The following is a 20,051-nucleotide window of genomic DNA, read 5'->3' as shown; positions in this document are numbered from 1 at the left end:
GAACAGCATATTGGGGGTGCCATGGCTTGGGGAGCATATCGCGCCAAGGCGGAAAGCGAAGCGGCCAACCACTATTGGGCTTCCTGGAGCGTGCGCAAGAAGCTTCTGGCCTCGCTCATCCCATCCATCCTGCTCATCCTCGTGGTGGCCGGGTATGTGACCAACTGGTTTTCCACGCGATATTTGAATCAGGCGCTGCAACGCACGGCGCAAGTCCAGAACCTGGCCCAGGCGCGGGAAGTGGAGGCGCTTCTCGAATACTACCGCCTTTCGCTCTTGAACCTGACCAAGCAGACCCCGGACCGCGAACACCTGCAGCACGCCATCGAACGTTGGGGCGTGCATCATCCCGGCGCCGTGAAGGAGCTGGCCTTTGTCGGCGTCAACACGGCCGATAGCGTCCTTTTGGTGCAATCCGACAACGGCATCGTCGAAATCCGCCACGACCAGTACGCGGCCATCAAGGGCAGCCCCATCTCCCAGGCGCAGCGCATACGCGGGCTCAAGGCCGGGGCCATGCCGTTTTCGGACATGACGGAAGCCGTGTACCCGCAGGCCTCATTGCCGAACCAGATGGAGCCGCAGACCTTCGTGGTGTTCCGGCTGGTCACGCCGGTCATGGACGCGCTGGGCACGTTGCGCGGGTATCTTTCCCTCGGCATCGACGCGCGCTCCCTGCGCAACATCCTTTCCTTATATAACTCGCCCAAGTCGCCGCTGTATGCCTTTGCCCGCACGAGCGAAACGCGCTTCAGCTATTTCTTCGACGACCAGGGCTGGATCCTGTTCCAGTCCGAGAACTACGAGGAGGGGGAGCGCGAGCTTGCCGTGGAGGTGGCGCGCCTGGGCATGACGGGCGATTACGGCCTGCCGGACTACGACAAGGCCTTCCGTCCCCTTCCCAAGCACGAATCCTACTGGCGCATGATCGTGGACGTGCAGTCCGGACGCGGCGGCGTGAACGACGTGGACCTGCCCTCGGAATCCGTGGACCTGCTGAGCCCCAATCATTTTCTGGTGTATGCGCCGGTGCGCTTCATGGAAAACCCGGACAAGGGGCCGACGATCATCGGCGGCATCGCCTATGTGGACCGCAGCCGCCTGACGGACGCCGCGGAGTTCCGCCACCTGGACGTCATGCTCATCATCACCATTTCGGGCATGGGCCTTGTGGCCCTGGTCATCTTCTTCGTCAGCCGGGTCATCACCAGCCCGCTGCACCGCCTTGCCGCGGAAATCCGCATCATGTTCGAGGAGAAGACCCTGCGTCCCATCCGGCTCGACAGCCGGGACATGGAGTCGGACCTGCTGGCCCGTGCGCTCAACCGCATGATCATGTCCATTCAGGACAAGCAGGAGCAGATCCGCAAGCGCGACGAACAGATACACCTTGTGCAGCAGCGCGAGAAAGTCTCCTTCGACAACGAGATACCAGCCTCGCTCGGCTGGCGGCTGGTGGGCGAAATTCCGGACCTCATCGGGCAAAGCCAGCCCATGGCGACCTTGCAGAGCCTGATCCGCAAGGCGGCGAGCACCGAAGCCGACGTGCTGGTCGTGGGCGAAACAGGCACCGGCAAGGAGCTCACCGCAGAGGCCATCCACAAGTTCAGCAGCCGCGCCAGCAAGCCGTTCATCTCCATCAATTGCGGTGGCCTGGACGAGAATCTGCTCATGGATACGCTGTTCGGCCACGTGAAGGGCGCCTTCACCGAAGCCCGGACGGACCGCAAGGGCGCGTTTCTGGCCAGCGATGGCGGCACCCTCTTCCTCGACGAAATCGGCACCGCAACCCCGAAGGTGCAGAAGGCGCTTTTGCGCGCGCTCTCCGTGCGGCGCACCCGGCCCCTTGGCAGCGACCAGGAAATCGACTTCAACGTGCGGGTCATCGCCGCAACCAATGTGGACCTCATGGAGCTGGTGCAGCGCGGCGAGTTCCGCGACGACCTCTACTATCGGCTCAAGGTCATCTTCATCCAGACGCCGCCCCTGCGCCAGCGCAAGGAGGATATCCCCATCCTGGCCAACCATTTCCTCAAGGAACTGGCCGCAAGTTCCGGCCGGCCGGAAGTGGGGCTCACCAGGGGCGCCCTGGAAAAGCTCATGAACCATCACTGGCCCGGCAACGTGCGCGAACTCAAGAACTGCATCACCAGGGGGCTGGCCTTTGCCGACGGCGATGTGCTGTATGCCGAGGATTTGATCTTTGACGACGCCACGGGCCTGGGCCATGGCGGCGAGGCCGGGCAAGAGCCCCGCAGCTATGTGATTCCGGTGCAGGAGGGCGGCTCGGGGTCGACGGCCATGCCTGCCTCCAGCCCGCAGTCGGAGGCTCCTGCCGGGCCGAAGCCATTGTATGGCGGCGGATCAGGCAATGGTGTCGCCGCCGGAGCATCATTCAGCGGCGCCGGGCAGGACGCTGAGGAAGTTCCGCCGCCGCCGCCCACGTTGGCGCCGCGACTGGCGGGAGCGGAGGAAGGCACGGCGGACAAGGCCTTGGGGCAGCATGGCGGGCACAGGCAGCAGATCGCGTTGCGCCTGGCAAGAGAGCGCGGCTCCTTCTCGCGCTTGGATTACCAGCAGGCCGTCGGCGCGGAGATATCGCAACGGACCGCGCAATACGATCTCCAGACGCTGGTGCAGAACGGACGATTGCGCAAGACTGGCAAGGGGCCGTCAACTCTATATCTTCTCGTGGAGAGATAGAGCCGGTTGCGTGTATGCCGCAGTGGATTTGCGTGATTGCGCGATTGCGCGAAACAAGAATCGAAAAGAAATTGAGATGATCCCCGGGTGAAAAAGGAGTTCCACGCATGGCGGTCCAAAGCGAAATCCTGACGAACCTGAAGAAGATGTTCTGCGCGGTCTTGGGCAAGGGCAGCGCATGTGGCGACGACCAGGCCATGCAAGAAGAGTTTCGTCGAAAGTACAAGCACTTTCAGGAACTTCTGGAATCGAATGCCGAACTGCTGAAGATCGTGACGGATATGGAGATGAAGCTCCGGGGCGAGCAGGTCTACGGCATGTCCTACATCCGTGCCCAGGCGACCCGCGCCGTGTTCCACACCCTGCGCATGGCCGGGAGCTTCGATAATCTGAGCGGTGCGCCCAATGCCCGCCTGCGCGAAAAAGTTGAAGAGATTCAGAATAAAATCAAGAAAGATCTCGAATCGCGCAAAGAATTTCACGGGGCGCGGCATGTGCTCCCGTACACGGCCATCACCCGCGACATGGTGGACGCCGTGGGCGGCAAAAGCGCCAACCTCGGCGAGATTCTGAACCGCGTGGGCCTGCCTGTGCCGCGCGGTTTCGCCATCACCACCAGCGCGTTTCAGGATTTCTTCGCCCACGCGGGCATCTGGGCAGAGATCAAGCGCATCAAGCTGACCATAATGCCCGAGGTGCCGGAGACTCTGGAGGAGGCGAGCGAGGAGATCCAGCGCCTGGTCATAACCGCCCCCATGCCGCCGGAGCTGGAGCAGGAGATCCTGGACGCCCACGCGCGCCTGGCCCAGGAGTGCGGCCGCGAGCCGGACAGCCTGCGCGTGGCCCTGCGCAGCAGCGCCATCGGCGAGGACAGCGAGCTCTCGTTCGCCGGGCAGTATCTCTCCATGCTCAACGTCAGCCGGGACAAGATTCTGGTGACGTATCGCTACGTGCTGGCGAGCCTGTATACCTCGCGGGCCATCTCCTACCGCCTGCTCAAGGGCATCGTGGACGAGGACATGGGCATGAGCGTGGCCTGCCTCGAGATGATCGATTCGGTGGCCAGCGGCGTCATGTACACGCGCCACCCCTACAATGCCCACGACGACCGCGTGCTGCTGAACGCCGTGTGGGGTCTGGGGCCGTATGCCGTGGACGGAGTGGTGACGCCGGACAGCCAGTCTTTGGCGCGCGGCACCCTGGAGCCGCAGGACGTGCGCGTGGTGGAGAAGCCCGTGCAGCTGGTGTGCGGCGCGGGCGGGTCGCTGGTGGAGACGCCCGTGCCCGAGGAGCGCCGCGCCGCGGCCTGCCTGACGCGCGAACAGGCGCAGACCCTGGCCCGCTACGCCCTTGCCCTGGAGGAGCACTACGGCACGGCGCAGGACATCGAATGGGCGCTGACCCCGCGCGGCAGGCTGCTGATTTTGCAGTCGCGTCCTCTTGGCCTGGTGACGGGGCAAGGCGTGGTGCCTGCCGGAATGCCGCACATAGAAGGCCGCGAGGTGCTGGCCAGCGGCGGCGAGGTGGCTCAGCCCGGCGTCGGGTCCGGTCCCGCGCACGTGGTCCTGGCCGACGACGATCTGGCGGATTTTCCCGAAGGCGGCGTGCTGGTGGCGGCGCATTCCTCGCCCAAGTTCATGGTGCTGATGCAGAAGGCCCAGGCCATCATAACGGATTTCGGCAGCATCACCGGGCACATGGCTTCGCTCTCGCGCGAGTTCGGCGTGCCCACCATCCTGGGGCTCAAAACCGCCACCCGCGACATCAAGAACGGCATGGCGGTCACGGTCGACGCCTACTCCGGCCGGGTGTTCGCGGGCGAGGTGGAGGAGCTGCTGGCCTTCAAGGCCCCGAAGACCGCGCACATGCAGGGCACGCCCGTGCATGAGGTGCTCTCCCGCGTGGCCGCGCACATCATCCCCCTGCATCTCATCGACCCCAAGGCCGACAATTTCCGCGTGCGCGGCTGCTCCACCATCCACGACGTCATGCGGCTCTTGCACGAGCGCTGCTACGCGGAGATGTTCAAGCTGAGCGACATGGCCTCGGGCAAGGACGGCGTGGCGCAGCGGCTCAAGGCCAAGACAGGCCTCGACCTGCACGTCATCGACCTGGGCGGCGGGGTGCGCGCGGGCACAAACCGCCGGGGCGAGCTGCACCCGGAGGATGTGGAGTCGCGGCCGTTCAAGTCGCTGCTCGACGGGCTGACCCTGGACCAGGAGCAGCTCACCACGCCCCGGCCAGTGCAGGTCAAGGGCCTGCTCTCGGTCATGGGCCAGCAGATGATCAGCAACCCCAGCGCGGGCGGGCAGCGCTTCGGCGACCGCAGCTACGCCATCATCTCGGACAAGTATATCAACTTCAGCTCGCGCGTGGGCTACCACTATGGCGTGCTCGACTGCTACTGCGGCCGCACGGTGAGCAAGAACTACATCACCTTCTCGTTCAAGGGCGGCGCGGCCGACGACCTGAAGCGCGCCCGCCGCGCCAGGGCCATCGGGCTCATCCTGGAGGCCAACGGCTTCACGGTCGACGTGCAGGGCGACCGCGTGGTGGGCCGCCTGCAAAAGCACGACACGGACGTGATTCTGGAAAAGCTGTGGCTTATGGGCAAGCTGCTGCAGTTCACCAGGCAAACGGACATGCTCATGGTGGACGACCGAAGCGTGCGGGCCATGGCCGACTGCTTCCTCTCCGGCAAGTACGTGCTGGACGTCAGCTGTCCGCTCACGGAATCCGCCGCGAAGCTGAGCGGAGACAAGCCGCTGGAGAACATTCCGGCCAAGGCCGATGCCGGGCCGCACTAGCGGCGGGCAAAGTGCCTGTGTGAAGGCGAAGGTTGTGGCGAGGTGAAGGCGCGTTGCTGCGAGGAGCGCGCCTTGGCGATGCCGCGGCGATTTGGGCGGGGTGACTTGCGATTTGGCGCCGCACAGGCGCAAGGGCAAAGCTGGATGGCGCGGTGCGTCGTGAAGCTTCGTGACGGCAGAGGCGGCGGAGTAGAGCCGTGCCTGGCGCGGCGCGCAGAGGTGCTTTGGCTAGGGGGGCGCAGCTGCGGTCGGAGTAGTATTTGTGGCAGGAAGGCAGAGGCGGCGGTGCGAAACCGTGCCGGGCGCGGCGCGTTGCGGCGCTTTGGCTAGGCGGGCGCGGCCGCGGCGCGTTCGATGGTCTGGAACAGCCGGGTCGCCACTTCGTCCGGCTCGATGGCCGTGAGGCACTCCCTGCCGTTTTTGCAGCGCGTGGTGCCGTGCAGCGAGCACGGCCGGCACGACAAGGCCTGCTCCAGCACGGTGTCGTAGGGCCCGCTGGGGAAAAATCCCCAGACCTTCGACGTGGGGCCGAAGAGCGCCACCACAGGCGTGCCAACGGCCGTGGCCAGGTGCATGGGGCCGGAGTCGGCCGTGATGAGCGCCCGGGCCTGGGAGATGAGCGCGCAGGTCTCGCGCAGGGCGGTCTTGGCCGTCAGGTTGCGCGGATCGTCCAGGGCCTCCAGGTGGTCCGGGTTCTTGCCGATGATGATCCAATCAAGCCCCTGGCGCTCGATGAGCGGAATGAGCGAGAGCCAGTAGCCCATGGGCCAGGCCTTGTCCGGGTGCGTGGCGAAGGGGTGCAGCGCCACAAAGGGCCGGGTGAGGCCCAAGTGTGCCAAGTGCTGGCGCGCGTTGGCAATCTCCAGGTCAGAGAGATGGATGACCGGCCGCAGCTCCGAGACCGGGGGCGGGGTGCTGTCCAGGGCCAGGGCGTAGCGCTGCGGCACGTTCAGCGCCAGCAGGCGGCGCTCCAGGGGGCCGAGGGGAAAAAGATTGTACAGCCGGCGCGCAATGCCGAACTTGGGATAGCTGCGCACCGGGCCGTCCCAGCGCAGGGTCAGCGCCAGGGAGCGCAGGGAGCGGTGCAGGTCGATGAAGCCCATGCCCGCGCAGTCCGCGGCGATGCGCCGGGATTTGCGCCACCAGGCGTGTCCGTCGATCTCGTCCTGGGTGACGGCGATGACCTCGTCCACGGCGGGGTGCCCGGCCAGGATGGGGGCCAGGGCGCTGCGGGTCACCACCGTGAAGCGCAGCTGACGGGTCTGGTGCCACCAGGAGAGCACTCCGGTAGTCAGGGCCACGTCGCCCAGGGCGCTGGCGCGGAACACCACCCATCTGTCCGGAAAGTCCCTGCCCATCCTATAAACTCCAAGCTATTGGCAGCCAAGCGTAAGTGCCCGGCGGCGTGAAACATGGCGTGGAACGGGGCTCAAGTCAAGAATTAAGGCTGTTGCGCGGTTTTGGCGAAACTGATAAGGATTTCTACACACCGGCCCGTACCCCTATGCCAGGCCGGCACCGGACAACACCACTATGCTTGAACTTCTCCTCGCCGTTGGGCTGGCCACCGCGGTCTCCTTCCTCTGCTCCATCACGGAAGCGGCGTTCTACTCCTTTCCCATGAGCCGGGTGGAGCGGTTGCGCAAGGAAGGCAAAAAATCCGGTGAGATACTCTCAGAGTTGCGCCGCGATGTGGAAAAACCCATCACCGCCATCCTGACCTTCAACACCGCCGCCGCCACCGCGGGCGCGGCCGTGGCGGGCGCCGCCGCGGTCAAGGTCTTCGGCGACGAATCCCTGGCCTGGTTCACCGCGGCCTTCACTTTGCTCATCCTCATCTTCGGCGAAATAGTGCCCAAGACCACGGGCGTGGCCTACGCCCGGCAGTTGGCGCCCTTTCTGGCCAAGCCCCTCAAATGGATGGTCGTGCTCTGCCTGCCCGTCATCTGGCTTCTGGGCAGTCTGGTGAAGCTCATCCGCAAGCGCAGCAAAACACCGGACGCGGACGAGGACGACATCCGCGCCCTGGTCTCCCTCACGCGGCAGCAGGGCATCTTGAAGCCCTACGAGGAATCGGCCATCAAGAGCATCCTCGCCCTCGACAGCAAGCGCGTGGGTGAGATAATGACGCCGCGCACGGTGGTCTTCTCCCTGCCGGAGGACATGACGGTCGAGGAGGCCATGACCCGCCACCGGGCCTGGCCGCACACCCGCGTGCCCGTGTACGAGGGGGAAGAAGCCGAGGACGTGGTCGGCGTGGTCTACCGCAGGCAGGTGTTCGAGGCCGCGGCCGACAACCAGGGCCAGCTCACCCTGGGCGACCTGATGAAGCCCGTGCGTTTCGTGGTGGAGAACCTGACCCTGGACAAGGCCCTGCGCAGCTTTTTGGAAAGCTGCACGCATCTGTTCGTGGTGCTTGATGAATACGGCGGCATGGCCGGCGTGGTGAGCCTTGAGGACGTGCTTGAGGAAATGCTCGGCAGCGAGATTGTGGACGAGACCGACGAGGTTGTGGACATGCGCGAGCTGGCCCGCCGGCGCAGAAGCGAACTTGCGCCCACAAGGCGCGGCGGCGGTGGACAGCAGGACGCTTGACGTGTAAAGGTGAGCGGGCGTTGTTCTGGAAGTGAAGAGCCAACAACGGACTGACAGCGGGAAGATCATGGCCAGAAAAGGCGGCAAAGGCATTTATATCGCAGCCCTTGTGCTGTTTCTTGGCGGCGTTGGCTACCTTGTGGCCACCGGCGTGACCAAAGACAGCGTCTATTTCCTCAATGTGGGCGAGGCCCTGGCGACCGACAGCGCAAAGCTCAAGCAGGCGCGGCTGTTCGGCAACGTGGCGGCGGAGGGCATCTCCTCCTTGCAGCCCGGCCCGGGCGTGAGCTTCACGCTCCTCGACAAGGACAATCCCGGCCAGACCCTGCACGTGAGCTATCGCGGCGCAGTGCCCGACGCCTTCAAGGCCGGGGCCGAGGTCATCGTCGAGGGCGGACTGGACAGCGAAGGCAAGACCTTCACCGCCAGCACGCTCATCACCAAGTGCCCCTCCAAGTACCAGAAGCAGAACCGGGGGTAGACCCGTCGCAGGGAAAGGCGCCAGCCTTCTCCTGACGCGCCGTGTCCGCTATACCCAGGAGCCCTGAACGTTATGCAAATGACAGCGTATATCTCCATGCTTTTCGCACTCATCGGAACCCTGTTTTTGGGCGGGTGGACAGGCGCCGCCATGCTCGCGGGGAAACAGGAGCGCGTGGCCTTTTCCGAGCGCGGCCACCAGGTCATAACCCTGCTTGTGCTTCTGGCCTCGGGCGTCATGCTCTGGGCGCTGGTGACGCGCAACTACGGCTTCTTCTCCGTGCTCTCCCACGTGGACAACAGCCTGGAGCTGTCCTACGTCATCACGGCCTTTTGGGCCGGCAGCGAGGGCTCGCTGCTCTTTTGGGAACTCTCCATGGCCCTGTGCGCGGCCATCTTCGTGTTCACGCCGGGGTACAAGTCCCTGTCCGAGCGCACCAAGGCCTACTTCTGGCTCTTTTTCTTCGTGGTCAACGGCTTCTTCCTGCTCATGCTCACCTGCTGGGTGAACCCGTTCCTCTCGGCCGTTCCCGCCCCGCACGACGGCAAGGGCATGAACCCGCTGCTGCGCAATCCCGGCATGATCTTCCATCCGCCAATGCTGCTTCTGGGCTACGCCATGTATGTCATTCCGGCCTGCGCGGCCCTGGCGGGCGCGCTTTCCGGCGAGACCAGACAGTGGATAGCCGCCACCCGCAACTGGAGCGTGCTTTCGTGGACGCTTTTGTCCGGCGGCATCATCCTGGGCGCGTGGTGGTCGTACATGGAGCTGGGCTGGGGCGGCTACTGGGCCTGGGACCCGGTTGAGAACGCCTCGCTGATCCCCTGGTGCACGGGCACGGCCTTTCTGCACACGGCCATTGTGGGCAGCCGCCGCAAGGCGCTGGCCAAGACCAACATCTTCATCATGGCCCTCACCTTCATCATGTGCGTGTTCGGCACCTACCTGGTGCGCAGCGGCGTCGTCGAATCGCTGCACGCCTTTGGCGAGGGCGGCGTGGCCATGCCGCTTCTGCTGTTCATCCTGTTCCTCTCGGCCGTGACCGTCTTCGCCGTGGCCATCGCCAAGGGCGAGGAGCAGCGCCGCCTGGGCGATCTGCTGAGCCGCGAGGGCCTGCTCGTCATCGTGGCCTGGACCCTCATGGCCCTCGGCCTCGTGGTCGGCCTGGGCACCATGTGGCCGGTCATCAGCAAAATGTGGAGCGTCAAGTCCGTCGGGCTCGACGCGCGCTTCTACAACCGCGTGTGCCTGCCGCTCTTTGCGCTGCTCGTGCTGCTCTTTTCCGCCTGCCCCTGGCTGGGCTGGAAAGAGGGCGTGCGCGACAAGCGCGGGCTCATCGCCGCGGGCGTGGCCTTCGCCGCCGCCCTGGCGCTGTTCGTGGCCCTGGGCTACCGCCTGCCCCTGGCCCTTGTGGGCGCTGCGGGCGCCGTCTCCTGCATCACCACGGCGGTGCTGGCCATGGGCCTGCTGCCCGAGTCGCGCACGCGCCAGACCCTGGGCGCCTACGCCATCCACCTGGGCCTGGGCCTCATGGCTCTGGGCGTGGCCTTCTCCGGCCCGTACCAGCTCTCGGCCGAGAAAGAGATCGCCGTGGGCCAGAGCTTCGAGGTGGGCGGCTACACAGTGACCCTGAAGGACGTGCACGAGAAGAGCTCGCGCAACATGGCCCAGCTCATCGCGCAGATGGAAGTGACCAAGGGCGGCCGGCTTGTGGGCACTGTTTCGCCGGAGCGCCGCATGTACCGCGGCTACGAGCAGGCCTTTGCCGAGGTCGAGGTCATTCCCGGCCTGGGCAACGAGATCTTCGCCGTGCTGCTGGGCGCCACCGAGGACGGCGGCGTCAGCGTTAAAGTCAACGTGAACCCGCTGGTGAACTGGATCTGGATCGGCGGCATCATCTTCTGCCTGGCCCCGCTGTTCATCATGCGTTATGGCCGGGGCAAGGAACGGGAGTAGCCGCGTGGCCGGAGCCGTCACAGCGCCGGGGGCGAGTCCGGAAACGGACGCGTCCGTGCGCCTCGCCGTCAGCGGCGTGGGCAAGTTCTTCGGCTCGCGCCTGGTGCTGCGCGACGTGAGCGTGAGCGCCCGCGCGGGCGAGGCCCTGCTCGTGGTGGGCGGCAACGGCGCGGGCAAAACGACCCTGCTCAAGATCATGGCTGGCCTGTGCCGGCCCTCGGCCGGGACCGTGGACCTGCGCGTGCCCGCGGAGGCCTGCGCCTACCTGGGCCACGCCACCTTCCTGTATCCGCGCCTGTCCGCCCAGGCCAACCTGCTCTTTTGGGGGCGCATGTACGGTTTTGCGCCCAGCCAGGAGGACATCGCCGCCGTGCTTGACCGCGTGGGGCTTTCCCGCGTGGGCGACGAGCCCGCCGGAACGTTCTCGCGCGGCATGGCCCAGCGGCTCAACCTGGCGCGGGTGTTCTTGATCGGCCCCAAGCTGGTGTTTCTGGACGAGCCGGGCACCGGGCTCGACCCCGCCTCCCAGGATCTGCTGCGCCGCGAGATCGCCGCGCTCAAGGCCTCGGGCGCGGCTGTGGTCTGGGTCAGCCACCATTTGAGTTCTGATTTGCCCCTGGCCGAGCGGGTGCTCTTTCTGAAGGACACCCGCGTCGCCTATTTCGGCGAGGTGGGCGGCTTCGACGCCGGGGGGCTCACATGCTGAAGCGCGCCGGATTCATGGCGGCCAAGGACCTGCGCCTGGCCGCGGGCGGCGGGCAGGGGCTGGTGCAGGCGGTGTTGCTCGGCCTGCTGCTCATCTTCCTCTTTTCCCTGTCGCGCCCGACCACGGAGCTGGTTTCGCCCCAGGCTGCGGCGGCCATCTTCTGGCTGGCCTCGGCCTTCGGCCTGGTGCTGGTGTTCAACGACCTGTTCAGCATCGAGGAGGCCCAGGGCTGCCGTCTCGGGCTCTTGTCCTCGCCCGTGCCGGAGCATGCCGTGTGGCTGGGCAAGGGCCTGGCCGGATTCGGACTGCTGCTGCTCTCACAGGCGGTGTTTCTGCCCGCGGCCGCGGTGTTCCTCGGCCAGGACATCAAGGGCGACTGGGGCGTGCTGCTCCTGGCGCTCGTCGGCGTGGACTGGGGCCTGGCCGCCCTTGGCGCGCTGCTTGGCGCCTTGGCCCAGGGGCAGGGCGCGCGCGAATCCCTTTTCTCCGTCATTCTGTTTCCGCTGCTGCTGCCGGTGCTGCTGGGCGGCATCCGCATCTTCGCCGGGTGCTTCTCCGGCGAGCCGGCAATGGACCAGGCCTTGTGGTCCGGAATCATCGTGGCCTTCGACGCCGTGTTCACCGCCGCCGGAGCCTTTTTATTCCCGTTTTTGTATACGGGAGAGGAATAGCGGCGCCAACGCCGTCTTGGGAGCACACGCATGCCGATACGTCTTCTTGCCGCTTTGAGCGTCCTCGCCCTGGCCGTGGGCCAGTGGTTCATCTGGAGCTACGCGCCCCTGGAGGAAACCATGGGCGTGGTGCAGAAGATCTTCTACATCCACATGCCGCTGGCTTGGTGGAGCCTCGTCAGCTTCTTCGTGGTGTTTTGCGCCAGCGTGCGCCATTTGCTCAAGCGTGACGCGGGCTCGGACATACTGGCCGGCGCCGCGGCCGAGATAGGCGTGCTCATGAGCGGGCTGGCCCTCGTCTCCGGCTCCATTTGGGGCCGCGCGGCCTGGAACGTGTGGTGGACCTGGGATCCCCGGCTCACCACCACGCTCATCATGTGGTTTGTGTACGCGGGCTACCTGGTGCTGCGCGGGTCGGACATGGGCGGCGAGCGGCGGGCGCTGGTCTGCGCCGTGCTCGGCGTGGTGGCCTTCCTCGACGTGCCTCTGGTGTTCTACTCCGCGCGCATTTGGCGCAGCGTGCATCCGGCGGTTTTGGCCAGCCAGGGCGGCGGCCTGGAGCCGGAGATGTGGCACACCGTGCTGGTGAATCTGGTGGCCTTCGGCTGCCTGTGGCTGACCCTGCTTTTGGCGCGCCAACGCATCGGCCGCGCCGAGGAGCGCGCCCGGGCGCTCATGCTCTCGCGCTAGGCGGAAGGGAGAGACGTATGAACGGTTATGTGCTTGCGGCCAACGCCGCCGTGTGGATTTTCCTGGCGGCCTATGCCGCCGCCCTGGTCCTGCGCGGCCGGTCCATATCCAAGAGACTGAAACAACTGGAGATGCTCCGTGACTGATACGACGAACGCAAGCGCGCCCCTTCTCGGCGGCGGGCAAAAGATCATTGTGGCGGCCCTGGTGGGCGCGGTGCTGGTCATGTTTGTGGGCTCCTTTCTGTACCGCATGCAGGGCAAGGGCCTGGCCGTGCAGGTGCAGCAGGAGCGCGGCGGCATGGGCGGCATGGGCGAGGGCATGGGCGGCATGGGCGAGGGCATGGGCGGCATGGGCGAGGGCATGGGCGGCATGGGCGGAGCCATGGGGGCCATGGGCGGCGTGGACATGAATCAGCTGCGCGAACTGATGGCCAAGATGCAGGCGAATCCCAACGACCCGCAGGTGCTGCTGGAGCTGGCCAACACCTTCATGATGATGCAGGCCTGGGACAAGTCCCTGGAACTCGTCACGTCGGCGGTCAAGATCGCGCCGGACAACATCGAGGCCCACAAGGCCATGGGCATGGTGCGCTTTGAGCGCAAGGAGTACGATCTGGCGAAGAAGTCCTTCGACACCGTGCTCAAGATGAATCCGGACGACGTGCTGGGGCATTACAATATGGGCATTCTGCTCAAGCATTACCTGAAGAAGCCGGCCGAGGGCGACCAGCACTTCCGCCGCGTGGTGCAGCTGAACCCCAAGGACCCGGATGTTTTGAAGGGCGCGCAGGACGAACTGGCCGCGCCCCCGGCAAAATAGCCCGGAATTTACGGCAAACGAAGGCGTATTGACAAAGATGGATATTCCACTAAAGTAGCCGCCTTCAAGGTGAAAAAGGCTGCGGGGCTGGGGCTTCGTGGCCGTGCGGCATATCAGGATTTCTTGGCTGACTGAACTTTTTTTCGAGGAGTTGGGACATGAAGTCGAGATGGATCATGACTATTCTGGGCGTGGCCATGGCCGGTCTCCTGGTCGTTGGCTGCGGAGAGAAAAAGGAAGAGAAGAAGGCCGAGGCCAACGCCACTGCCGCTGCTCCCAAAACCCTGGTGCTCGGCGTTGCAGGCGCGCACTCGGGCGACCTCGCCTCTTACGGTCTGCCCACCCTGAACGCCGCCAAGCTGGTGGCCAAGGAACTGAACGCCAAGGGCGGCGTGAACGGCATGCAGGTTGAAGTCATGCCCATGGACGACCAGTGCAAGCCCGAGCTGGCCACCAACGCGGCCACCAAGCTCGTGAGCGAGAAGGTCAGCATCGTCCTCGGCCACATCTGCTCCGGCGCCACCAAGGCCGCCCTGCCCATTTACAAGGACGCCAAGGTCGTCGTCATGACCCCCTCGGCCACCAGCACCGAGCTGACCCAGAGCGGCAACTACCCCAACTTCTTCCGCACCATTTCCTATGACCTGATCCAGGGCAAGGCCGCGGCCGAATTCGCCGTGAGCGAGCTCAAGGTCAAGAAGGTCGCGGTCATCCACGACAAGGGCGACTACGGCAAGGGTTTTGCCGAAAGCGCCAAGAAGGCCCTTGAAGACGGCAAGTCCGCCAAGGTCGTCATGTTCGAAGGCATCACCCCCGGCGGCGTGGACTATTCCGCCGTCGTGCAGAAGATCAAGTCCACCGGCGCCGACTGCGTGCTCTTCGGCGGCTACCACCCCGAAGCCAGCAAGATCGTGAGCCAGATGCACAAGAAGGGCCTCAAGATCGCCTTTGTTTCCGACGACGGCGTGAAGGACGAGACCTTCATCAAGACCGCCGGCGCCGACGCCGAGGGCGTGTACGCCACCGGTCCCCAGATCCTGGCCGACAACGAGGTCTACAAGAAGGCCGCCGCCGACCACGAGAAGGAATTCGGCGCCAAGCCGGGCGCGTTCTTCCCCCAGGCCTACGCCGCCGCCCAGGCCCTGCTGAACGCCGTGCAGAAGGCCGGCAGCACCGACTACGACAAGGTCGTGGCCGCCCTGCACAACGAACTCATCGACACCCCGGTGGGCAAGATCAAGTTCGACGCCAAGGGCGACGCCGAGGGCGTGAGCTTCTCCGTCTACCAGGTGAAGAGCGGCAAGTACGAACTGGTGAAGTAGCCTCCGCCGCCCGTTGAGCGGGCAGGCGATCAACGTGCCAGGGGGCGGGGGCGGTTCAAGCGCCCGTCCCCTGGTTCTGTAAGCGACAGGCCGCAGCGGGGGCCAACTTCCGCGCGGTGGGACGAATCTATGGAATATTTCCTTCAGCTATTTTTCGGCGGCCTCTCCAAAGGCAGCGTGTACGCCCTCATCGCCCTGGGCTACACCATGGTCTACGGCATCATCGAACTCATCAACTTCGCCCACGGCGAGATCTACATGATCGGCGCCTTCATGGGGCTCATCGTGGCCGGCGTGCTTACGGCCATGGGCTGGCCGGCCTTGTCCATCCTGGCCATCGCCCTGGTGATTTCGGTGCTGTACTCCGCGGCCTACGGCTACACGGTGGAGAAGATCGCCTACAAGCCCCTGCGCGGCGCGCCGCGGCTGGCTCCGCTCATTTCCGCCATCGGCATGTCCATTCTGCTGCAGAACTACATCATGCTCGCGCAGACCCCGGACTTTCTGCCCTTCCCGCGCCTCATCCCCGACCTTGAGTTCATGGAGCAGTACCAGAGCTTCCTGGGCACCAGCGACCTGTTCATCGTCGTCACCTCGCTGGTGGTCATGATCGCGCTCACGCTCTTCATCAAGTTCACCCGCATGGGCAAGGCCATGCGCGCCACCGCGCAGAACCGCAAAATGGCCATGCTCGTCGGCGTCAACGTCGACCAGGTCATCTCCATGACCTTCATCATCGGTTCGGGTTTGGCGGCAGTGGGCGGCGTGCTCATCGCCTCGCACATCGGGCAGATAAATTTCTACATCGGCTTCATCGCCGGCATCAAAGCCTTCACCGCCGCGGTGCTGGGCGGCATCGGCAGCATTCCCGGCGCGGTGCTGGGCGGCCTTGTTCTCGGCTGGACCGAAAGCTTCGCCACGGGCTACGTCTCGAGCGACTACGAGGACGTGTTCGCCTTCTGCCTGCTCGTGCTTATCTTGATCTTCCGCCCCGCTGGCCTCTTGGGCAAGCAGCGGGCACAGAAGGTGTAGCGTCATGGCCGCAGAAAACTTCGCCACGAACTTGAAGAAGTCCGCCATCGCCGCGCTGTGGCTGGCGTTTTTGACCCTGCCCATCATGGTCATCCGCGTGGACACGGTGGAAAAGACCGTGACCTGGCGCTGGATGCACCTGGTGTACATGCTGGGCGGCAGCTTTGTGCTCGCCATCATCTGGCACTTCATGATGGACCGCCGCGACCGCGGCGCGGCCATCCGCGAGGCCGACGGCGCCGTGACCGAGTCTGCCCTGAGCCGCTTCGTGAACAACCCGCGCGTGGTCAAGCCGCTTCTGGCTTTCGGCTTTGTGGTGGCGGCGGGCTTCCCCTGGGTGTTCTCCATGTACCAGACGAACATCCTCATCAGCGCGCTCATCTACGTTGTGCTGGGCCTGGGGCTCAACATCACCGTGGGCCTGGCCGGACTGCTCGACCTGGGCTACGTGGCCTTCTACGCCGTGGGCGCGTACGCCTACGCGCTTTTGAACTACCACTTCCACCTGGGCTTTTGGACCGTGCTGCCCCTGGCCGCGATCCTGGGCGCGTTCTTCGGCATTCTGCTGGGCTTTCCGGTGCTGCGCCTGCGCGGCGACTATCTGGCCATCGTCACCCTCGGCTTCGGCCAGATCGTGAAGCTTGTGCTGGAGAACTGGAACGCCTTCTCCTTCGGCCCCAGCGGCATCTCGAACATCTCGCGGCCCGGGCTTTTCGGCGTGGCCTACTCGGTGGACCAGGCCACGACCTACATCTACTACATCATGCTCGCCCTGGTGCTTTTGGCCATCGTCGTCACGGCACGGCTCAAGGATTCGCGCATCGGCCGCGCCTGGCTGGCCCTGCGCGAGGACGAGATAGCCTGCCAGGCCATGGGCATAGACAACACCAAGGCCAAGCTCATGGCCTTCAGCCTGGGCGCCACCCTGGCCGCGGTCATGGGCGCGGTGTTCGCCGCCAAGACCACCTTCATCAACCCGGCGAGCTTCACCTTCATGGAGTCGGCCATGATCCTGGCCATCGTGGTGCTGGGCGGCATGGGCTCGGTGGTGGGCGTCATGCTCGGCGCTTTCCTGCTCATCCTGCTGCCCGAGTACATGCGCGCCTTCTCCGAGTACCGCATGCTCATCTTCGGGGCCACCATGATCGTGGTCATGGTCTTCCGTCCGCAGGGACTCATCAAGGCGCGACGCAAGGTCTACAAGATCAACACGGAAGCAGCGTAATGGAACACAACAAAGACGCGGTCCTCGCTGTCCGCAACGTCAGCATGAATTTCGGCGGTCTGCGCGCCCTTAGCGACGTGGACCTGGAGGTGCGCAAGGGCGAGGTCGTGGCGCTCATCGGCCCCAACGGGGCGGGCAAGACCACCTTCTTCAACTGCATCACCGGCATCTACACCCCCACCGACGGCGAAGTGGTGGCCGTGCTGCGCGACGGCAAGGAGAAGCGCATCAACGGCATGCGCACCAACCACGTCTGCGAGCTGGGCATGGCCCGCACCTTCCAGAACATCCGCCTTTTTCCCAGCATGACGGCCCTTGAAAACGTCATGATCGGCCGCCACTGCCGCACCAAGCAGGGCATTCTGGGCGCTGTTCTGCGCTGGCCCAAGGCCCGGCGCGAGGAGCAGGACGTGGTGGACAAGAGCTACCAGCTCTTGAAAAAGGTCGGGCTTGAGGGCGTGGCCAACGAGTACGCGCGCAACCTGCCCTACGGCGCGCAGCGCCGGCTCGAAATCGCACGCGCCCTGGCCACCGAGCCCTTCCTGCTTCTGCTCGACGAGCCCGCCGCGGGCATGAACCCGCAGGAGACCCTGGAACTCAAGGAGATGGTCATCCGCATCCGCGAGGAATTCCAGATTTCCGTGCTGCTCATCGAGCACGACATGAAAATGGTCATGAGCCTGTCGGACCGCATCTACGTGATGGAGTACGGCCGCGTCATCTCAACCGGGACCCCGGCGGAGGTCAGCGCCGACCCGCAGGTCATCCGGGCTTACCTGGGCGAGGAAAGCGATGCTTGAGCTTAAGAACATCGACACATACTACGGCAACATCCAGGCCCTGCGCGGCGTCAGCATCAAGATCGGCGAGGGCGAGATCATCACGCTCATCGGCGCCAACGGCGCGGGCAAAAGCACCACGCTCATGACCATCTGCGGCGTCGTGCCGCCCCGCCACGGCGAGGTGCTCTTCGAGGGCAAGCCCATCGGCGGCATGTCTCCGGACAAGATCGTGCGCATGGGCATTTGCCAGGTGCCCGAGGGCCGGCTCATCTTCCCCGACCTGACCGTGCAGGAGAACCTGGACATGGGCGCGTTTCTGCGCTCCGACAAAGAGGGCATGGCCCGCGACCTGGACCAGGTGTTCGGCCTGTTCCCCATTTTGCTGGAGCGGCGCAAGCAGCTCGGCGGCACCCTTTCCGGCGGCGAGCAGCAGATGCTCGCCATCAGCCGCGCGCTCATGGCCCGGCCCAAGGTGCTGCTCCTCGACGAGCCCTCCCTTGGCCTCGCCCCGCTCATCATCCGGCAGATTTTCGACATCATCAAGCAGATCAACCGCGAGAGCAACACCACCATCTTTCTGGTGGAGCAGAACGCCAACCAGGCGCTCAAGGTGGCCCACCGCGGCTATGTCATGGAGAACGGGCGCATCACCCTGGAGGACTCCTGCGACAAGCTGCTTGCCAACGATGCGGTGAAAAAGGCATACCTGGGCCTGTGATCAGGCCCGATTTCCATAGCAATCAGAACACGAAACGGGCCGCGTGGCCGTCGGGAGGATAAAGATGCAGGACAAGATCATCGGTAAGGCGCTCACCTTTGACGACGTGCTGCTCGTTCCGGCTTATTCCGAGGTGCTGCCCGACAGCGTGGACGTCTCCTCGCAGCTGACGCCCGAAATCCGCCTCAACATTCCCCTGCTGTCCGCCGCCATGGACACCGTCACCGAGGCGCGCATGGCCATCAGCATGGCGCGCACCGGCGGCGTCGGCGTCATCCACAAGAACATGAGCATCCGCGACCAGGTTCGCGAAGTGGACAAGGTCAAGAAGTCCGAGTCCGGCATGATCCACGACCCCGTGACCGTGCACCCGGACGACAACGTGGGCAAGGTGCTGGCGCTCATGACCGAGTTCCGCATCTCCGGTCTGCCGGTGGTCCGCGGCGACAAGCTCGTGGGCATCGTCACCAACCGCGACGTGCGTTTCGTCACCGACAACAACACGCCCGTGTCCGAGGTCATGACCAGCCGCAACCTCATCACCGTGCCCGAGGGCATCAGCGACGAGGAAGCCAAGCGCCAGCTGCACCAGAACCGCATCGAGAAGCTGCTGGTGGTGGACGACGAGAACCAGCTCAAGGGCCTCATCACCATCAAGGACATCGAGAAGGTCAAGAAATACCCCAACGCCTGCAAGGACGACAAGGGCCGCCTGCGCGTGGGCGCGGCCGTGGGCGTGGGCCAGGACGGCATCTCGCGCGCCGAGGCGCTTTTGCGCGCCGGGGTCGACTTCCTCGTGCTCGATTCCGCCCACGGGCATTCCCGCAATATTTTGAACGCCACTCGCGCCCTGCGCGACGCCTTCCCCGAAGCCCAGATCATCGGCGGCAACGTGGCCACCTACGAGGGCGCCAAGGCCCTCATCGAATCCGGCGTCGACACGGTCAAGGTGGGCATCGGACCCGGCTCCATCTGCACCACGCGCATCGTGGCTGGCGTCGGCGTGCCCCAGATCACCGCCATCATCGAGGCGGGCCGCGCCTGCCGCGAAGCGGGCAAGTGCATCATCGCCGACGGCGGCATCAAGTTCTCCGGCGACGTGGTCAAGGCCCTGGCCGCCGGCGCCAACACCTGCATGATGGGCTCGCTCTTTGCGGGCACCGAGGAAAGCCCCGGCGAAACCATTTTGTACCAGGGCCGCACCTACAAGATCTATCGCGGCATGGGCTCCATCGACGCCATGAACGCGGGCAGCTCCGACCGCTACTTCCAGGACAAGAGCAAGAAGCTCGTGCCCGAGGGCATCGTGGGCCGCGTGCCCTTCCGCGGTCAGGTGACCGAGAGCATCCACCAGCTTGTGGGCGGCCTGCGCTCCGGCATGGGCTACCTGGGCTGCGCCACCATCGACGAGCTGGGCGAAAAGGCCCGCTTCATGGAGATCAGCGCCGCCGGACTGCGCGAGAGCCACGTCCACGACGTCATCATCACCAAAGAATCCCCCAACTACCGCGTCGAGTCCTAAGGGACGGCGAAAAGGGTCG

The 20,051-nt window shown here is 65.1% G+C and carries 17 protein-coding genes; 16 read left to right on the top strand and 1 reads right to left on the bottom strand.

From position 1 onward, the window contains the following. Positions 1-21: 21 nt before the first annotated feature. Entirely contained in the window at positions 22-2,703 is a 2,682-nt protein-coding gene (locus tag ACYQ4W_RS10275; protein ID WP_459856078.1) for a sigma 54-interacting transcriptional regulator, read from the top strand. A gap of 107 nt (positions 2,704-2,810) precedes the next feature. After that, positions 2,811-5,510 (top strand): PEP/pyruvate-binding domain-containing protein, encoded by a 2,700-nt coding sequence (locus tag ACYQ4W_RS10270; RefSeq protein ID WP_459856076.1) that lies wholly within the window; start codon positions 2,811-2,813, stop codon positions 5,508-5,510. Positions 5,511-5,836: 326 nt separating this feature from the next. On the opposite strand, the gene ACYQ4W_RS10265 is transcribed toward ACYQ4W_RS10270, so the two are convergent. Further along, positions 5,837-6,868, bottom strand: coding sequence for a glycosyltransferase family 9 protein (locus tag ACYQ4W_RS10265; RefSeq protein WP_459856074.1), 1,032 nt, complete (start codon positions 6,866-6,868; stop codon positions 5,837-5,839). 175 nt (positions 6,869-7,043) lie between these two features. On the opposite strand from ACYQ4W_RS10265, the gene ACYQ4W_RS10260 reads away from it, so the two are divergent. From ACYQ4W_RS10260 to guaB, 14 genes are all read left to right on the top strand, one after another. After that, complete coding sequence (locus tag ACYQ4W_RS10260; RefSeq protein WP_459856072.1) at positions 7,044-8,105, top strand: hemolysin family protein; 1,062 nt, start codon at positions 7,044-7,046, stop codon at positions 8,103-8,105. Between the two features lie 67 nt (positions 8,106-8,172). Beyond that, entirely contained in the window at positions 8,173-8,586 is a 414-nt protein-coding gene (locus tag ACYQ4W_RS10255; protein WP_459856070.1) for a cytochrome c maturation protein CcmE, read from the top strand. A gap of 150 nt (positions 8,587-8,736) precedes the next feature. Beyond that, complete coding sequence (locus ACYQ4W_RS10250; RefSeq protein ID WP_459856068.1) at positions 8,737-10,542, top strand: heme lyase CcmF/NrfE family subunit; 1,806 nt, start codon at positions 8,737-8,739, stop codon at positions 10,540-10,542. A gap of 55 nt (positions 10,543-10,597) precedes the next feature. Further along, positions 10,598-11,248 (top strand): ABC transporter ATP-binding protein, encoded by a 651-nt coding sequence (locus tag ACYQ4W_RS10245; protein ID WP_459856066.1) that lies wholly within the window; start codon positions 10,598-10,600, stop codon positions 11,246-11,248. Beyond that, positions 11,242-11,919 (top strand): heme exporter protein CcmB, encoded by a 678-nt coding sequence (locus ACYQ4W_RS10240; protein ID WP_459856064.1) that lies wholly within the window; start codon positions 11,242-11,244, stop codon positions 11,917-11,919. Before ACYQ4W_RS10245 ends, ACYQ4W_RS10240 begins: the two co-directional genes overlap by 7 nt. Positions 11,920-11,949: 30 nt before the next feature. Further along, positions 11,950-12,609: a cytochrome c biogenesis protein CcsA gene (ccsA, locus tag ACYQ4W_RS10235; protein WP_459856061.1), complete on the top strand. Its 660-nt coding sequence runs from the start codon at positions 11,950-11,952 to the stop codon at positions 12,607-12,609. 17 nt (positions 12,610-12,626) lie between these two features. Further along, positions 12,627-12,755, top strand: a complete 129-nt coding sequence (locus ACYQ4W_RS10230; RefSeq protein ID WP_459856059.1) for a CcmD family protein — start codon at positions 12,627-12,629, stop codon at positions 12,753-12,755. Further along, positions 12,748-13,431: a tetratricopeptide repeat protein gene (locus ACYQ4W_RS10225; RefSeq protein ID WP_459856056.1), complete on the top strand. Its 684-nt coding sequence runs from the start codon at positions 12,748-12,750 to the stop codon at positions 13,429-13,431. The genes ACYQ4W_RS10230 and ACYQ4W_RS10225 overlap by 8 nt, the downstream gene beginning before the upstream one ends. Before the next feature lie 158 nt (positions 13,432-13,589). Beyond that, a complete protein-coding gene (locus ACYQ4W_RS10220; RefSeq protein WP_459856053.1) occupies positions 13,590-14,753 on the top strand; it encodes a branched-chain amino acid ABC transporter substrate-binding protein in 1,164 nt (387 codons plus the stop codon). Between the two features lie 129 nt (positions 14,754-14,882). Further along, the gene (locus tag ACYQ4W_RS10215; RefSeq protein ID WP_459856050.1) at positions 14,883-15,785 is read left to right on the top strand and encodes a branched-chain amino acid ABC transporter permease; all 903 of its coding nucleotides are present in this window, start codon (positions 14,883-14,885) and stop codon (positions 15,783-15,785) included. A gap of 4 nt (positions 15,786-15,789) precedes the next feature. Further along, positions 15,790-17,010 (top strand): high-affinity branched-chain amino acid ABC transporter permease LivM, encoded by a 1,221-nt coding sequence (gene livM / locus ACYQ4W_RS10210; RefSeq protein ID WP_459856047.1) that lies wholly within the window; start codon positions 15,790-15,792, stop codon positions 17,008-17,010. Next, positions 17,010-17,810 (top strand): ABC transporter ATP-binding protein, encoded by an 801-nt coding sequence (locus tag ACYQ4W_RS10205; protein ID WP_459856045.1) that lies wholly within the window; start codon positions 17,010-17,012, stop codon positions 17,808-17,810. Before livM ends, ACYQ4W_RS10205 begins: the two co-directional genes overlap by 1 nt. Further along, positions 17,803-18,510: an ABC transporter ATP-binding protein gene (locus ACYQ4W_RS10200; RefSeq protein WP_459856043.1), complete on the top strand. Its 708-nt coding sequence runs from the start codon at positions 17,803-17,805 to the stop codon at positions 18,508-18,510. The genes ACYQ4W_RS10205 and ACYQ4W_RS10200 overlap by 8 nt, the downstream gene beginning before the upstream one ends. A 64-nt stretch (positions 18,511-18,574) precedes the next feature. Next, complete coding sequence (gene guaB / locus ACYQ4W_RS10195) at positions 18,575-20,032, top strand: IMP dehydrogenase (RefSeq protein ID WP_459856041.1); 1,458 nt, start codon at positions 18,575-18,577, stop codon at positions 20,030-20,032. Positions 20,033-20,051 lie beyond the last annotated feature (19 nt).

This window comes from Humidesulfovibrio idahonensis (assembly GCF_054657715.1).
The sequence above is the reverse complement of the archived record's forward strand: the minus strand, read 5'-3'. Positions and strand labels throughout refer to the sequence as shown.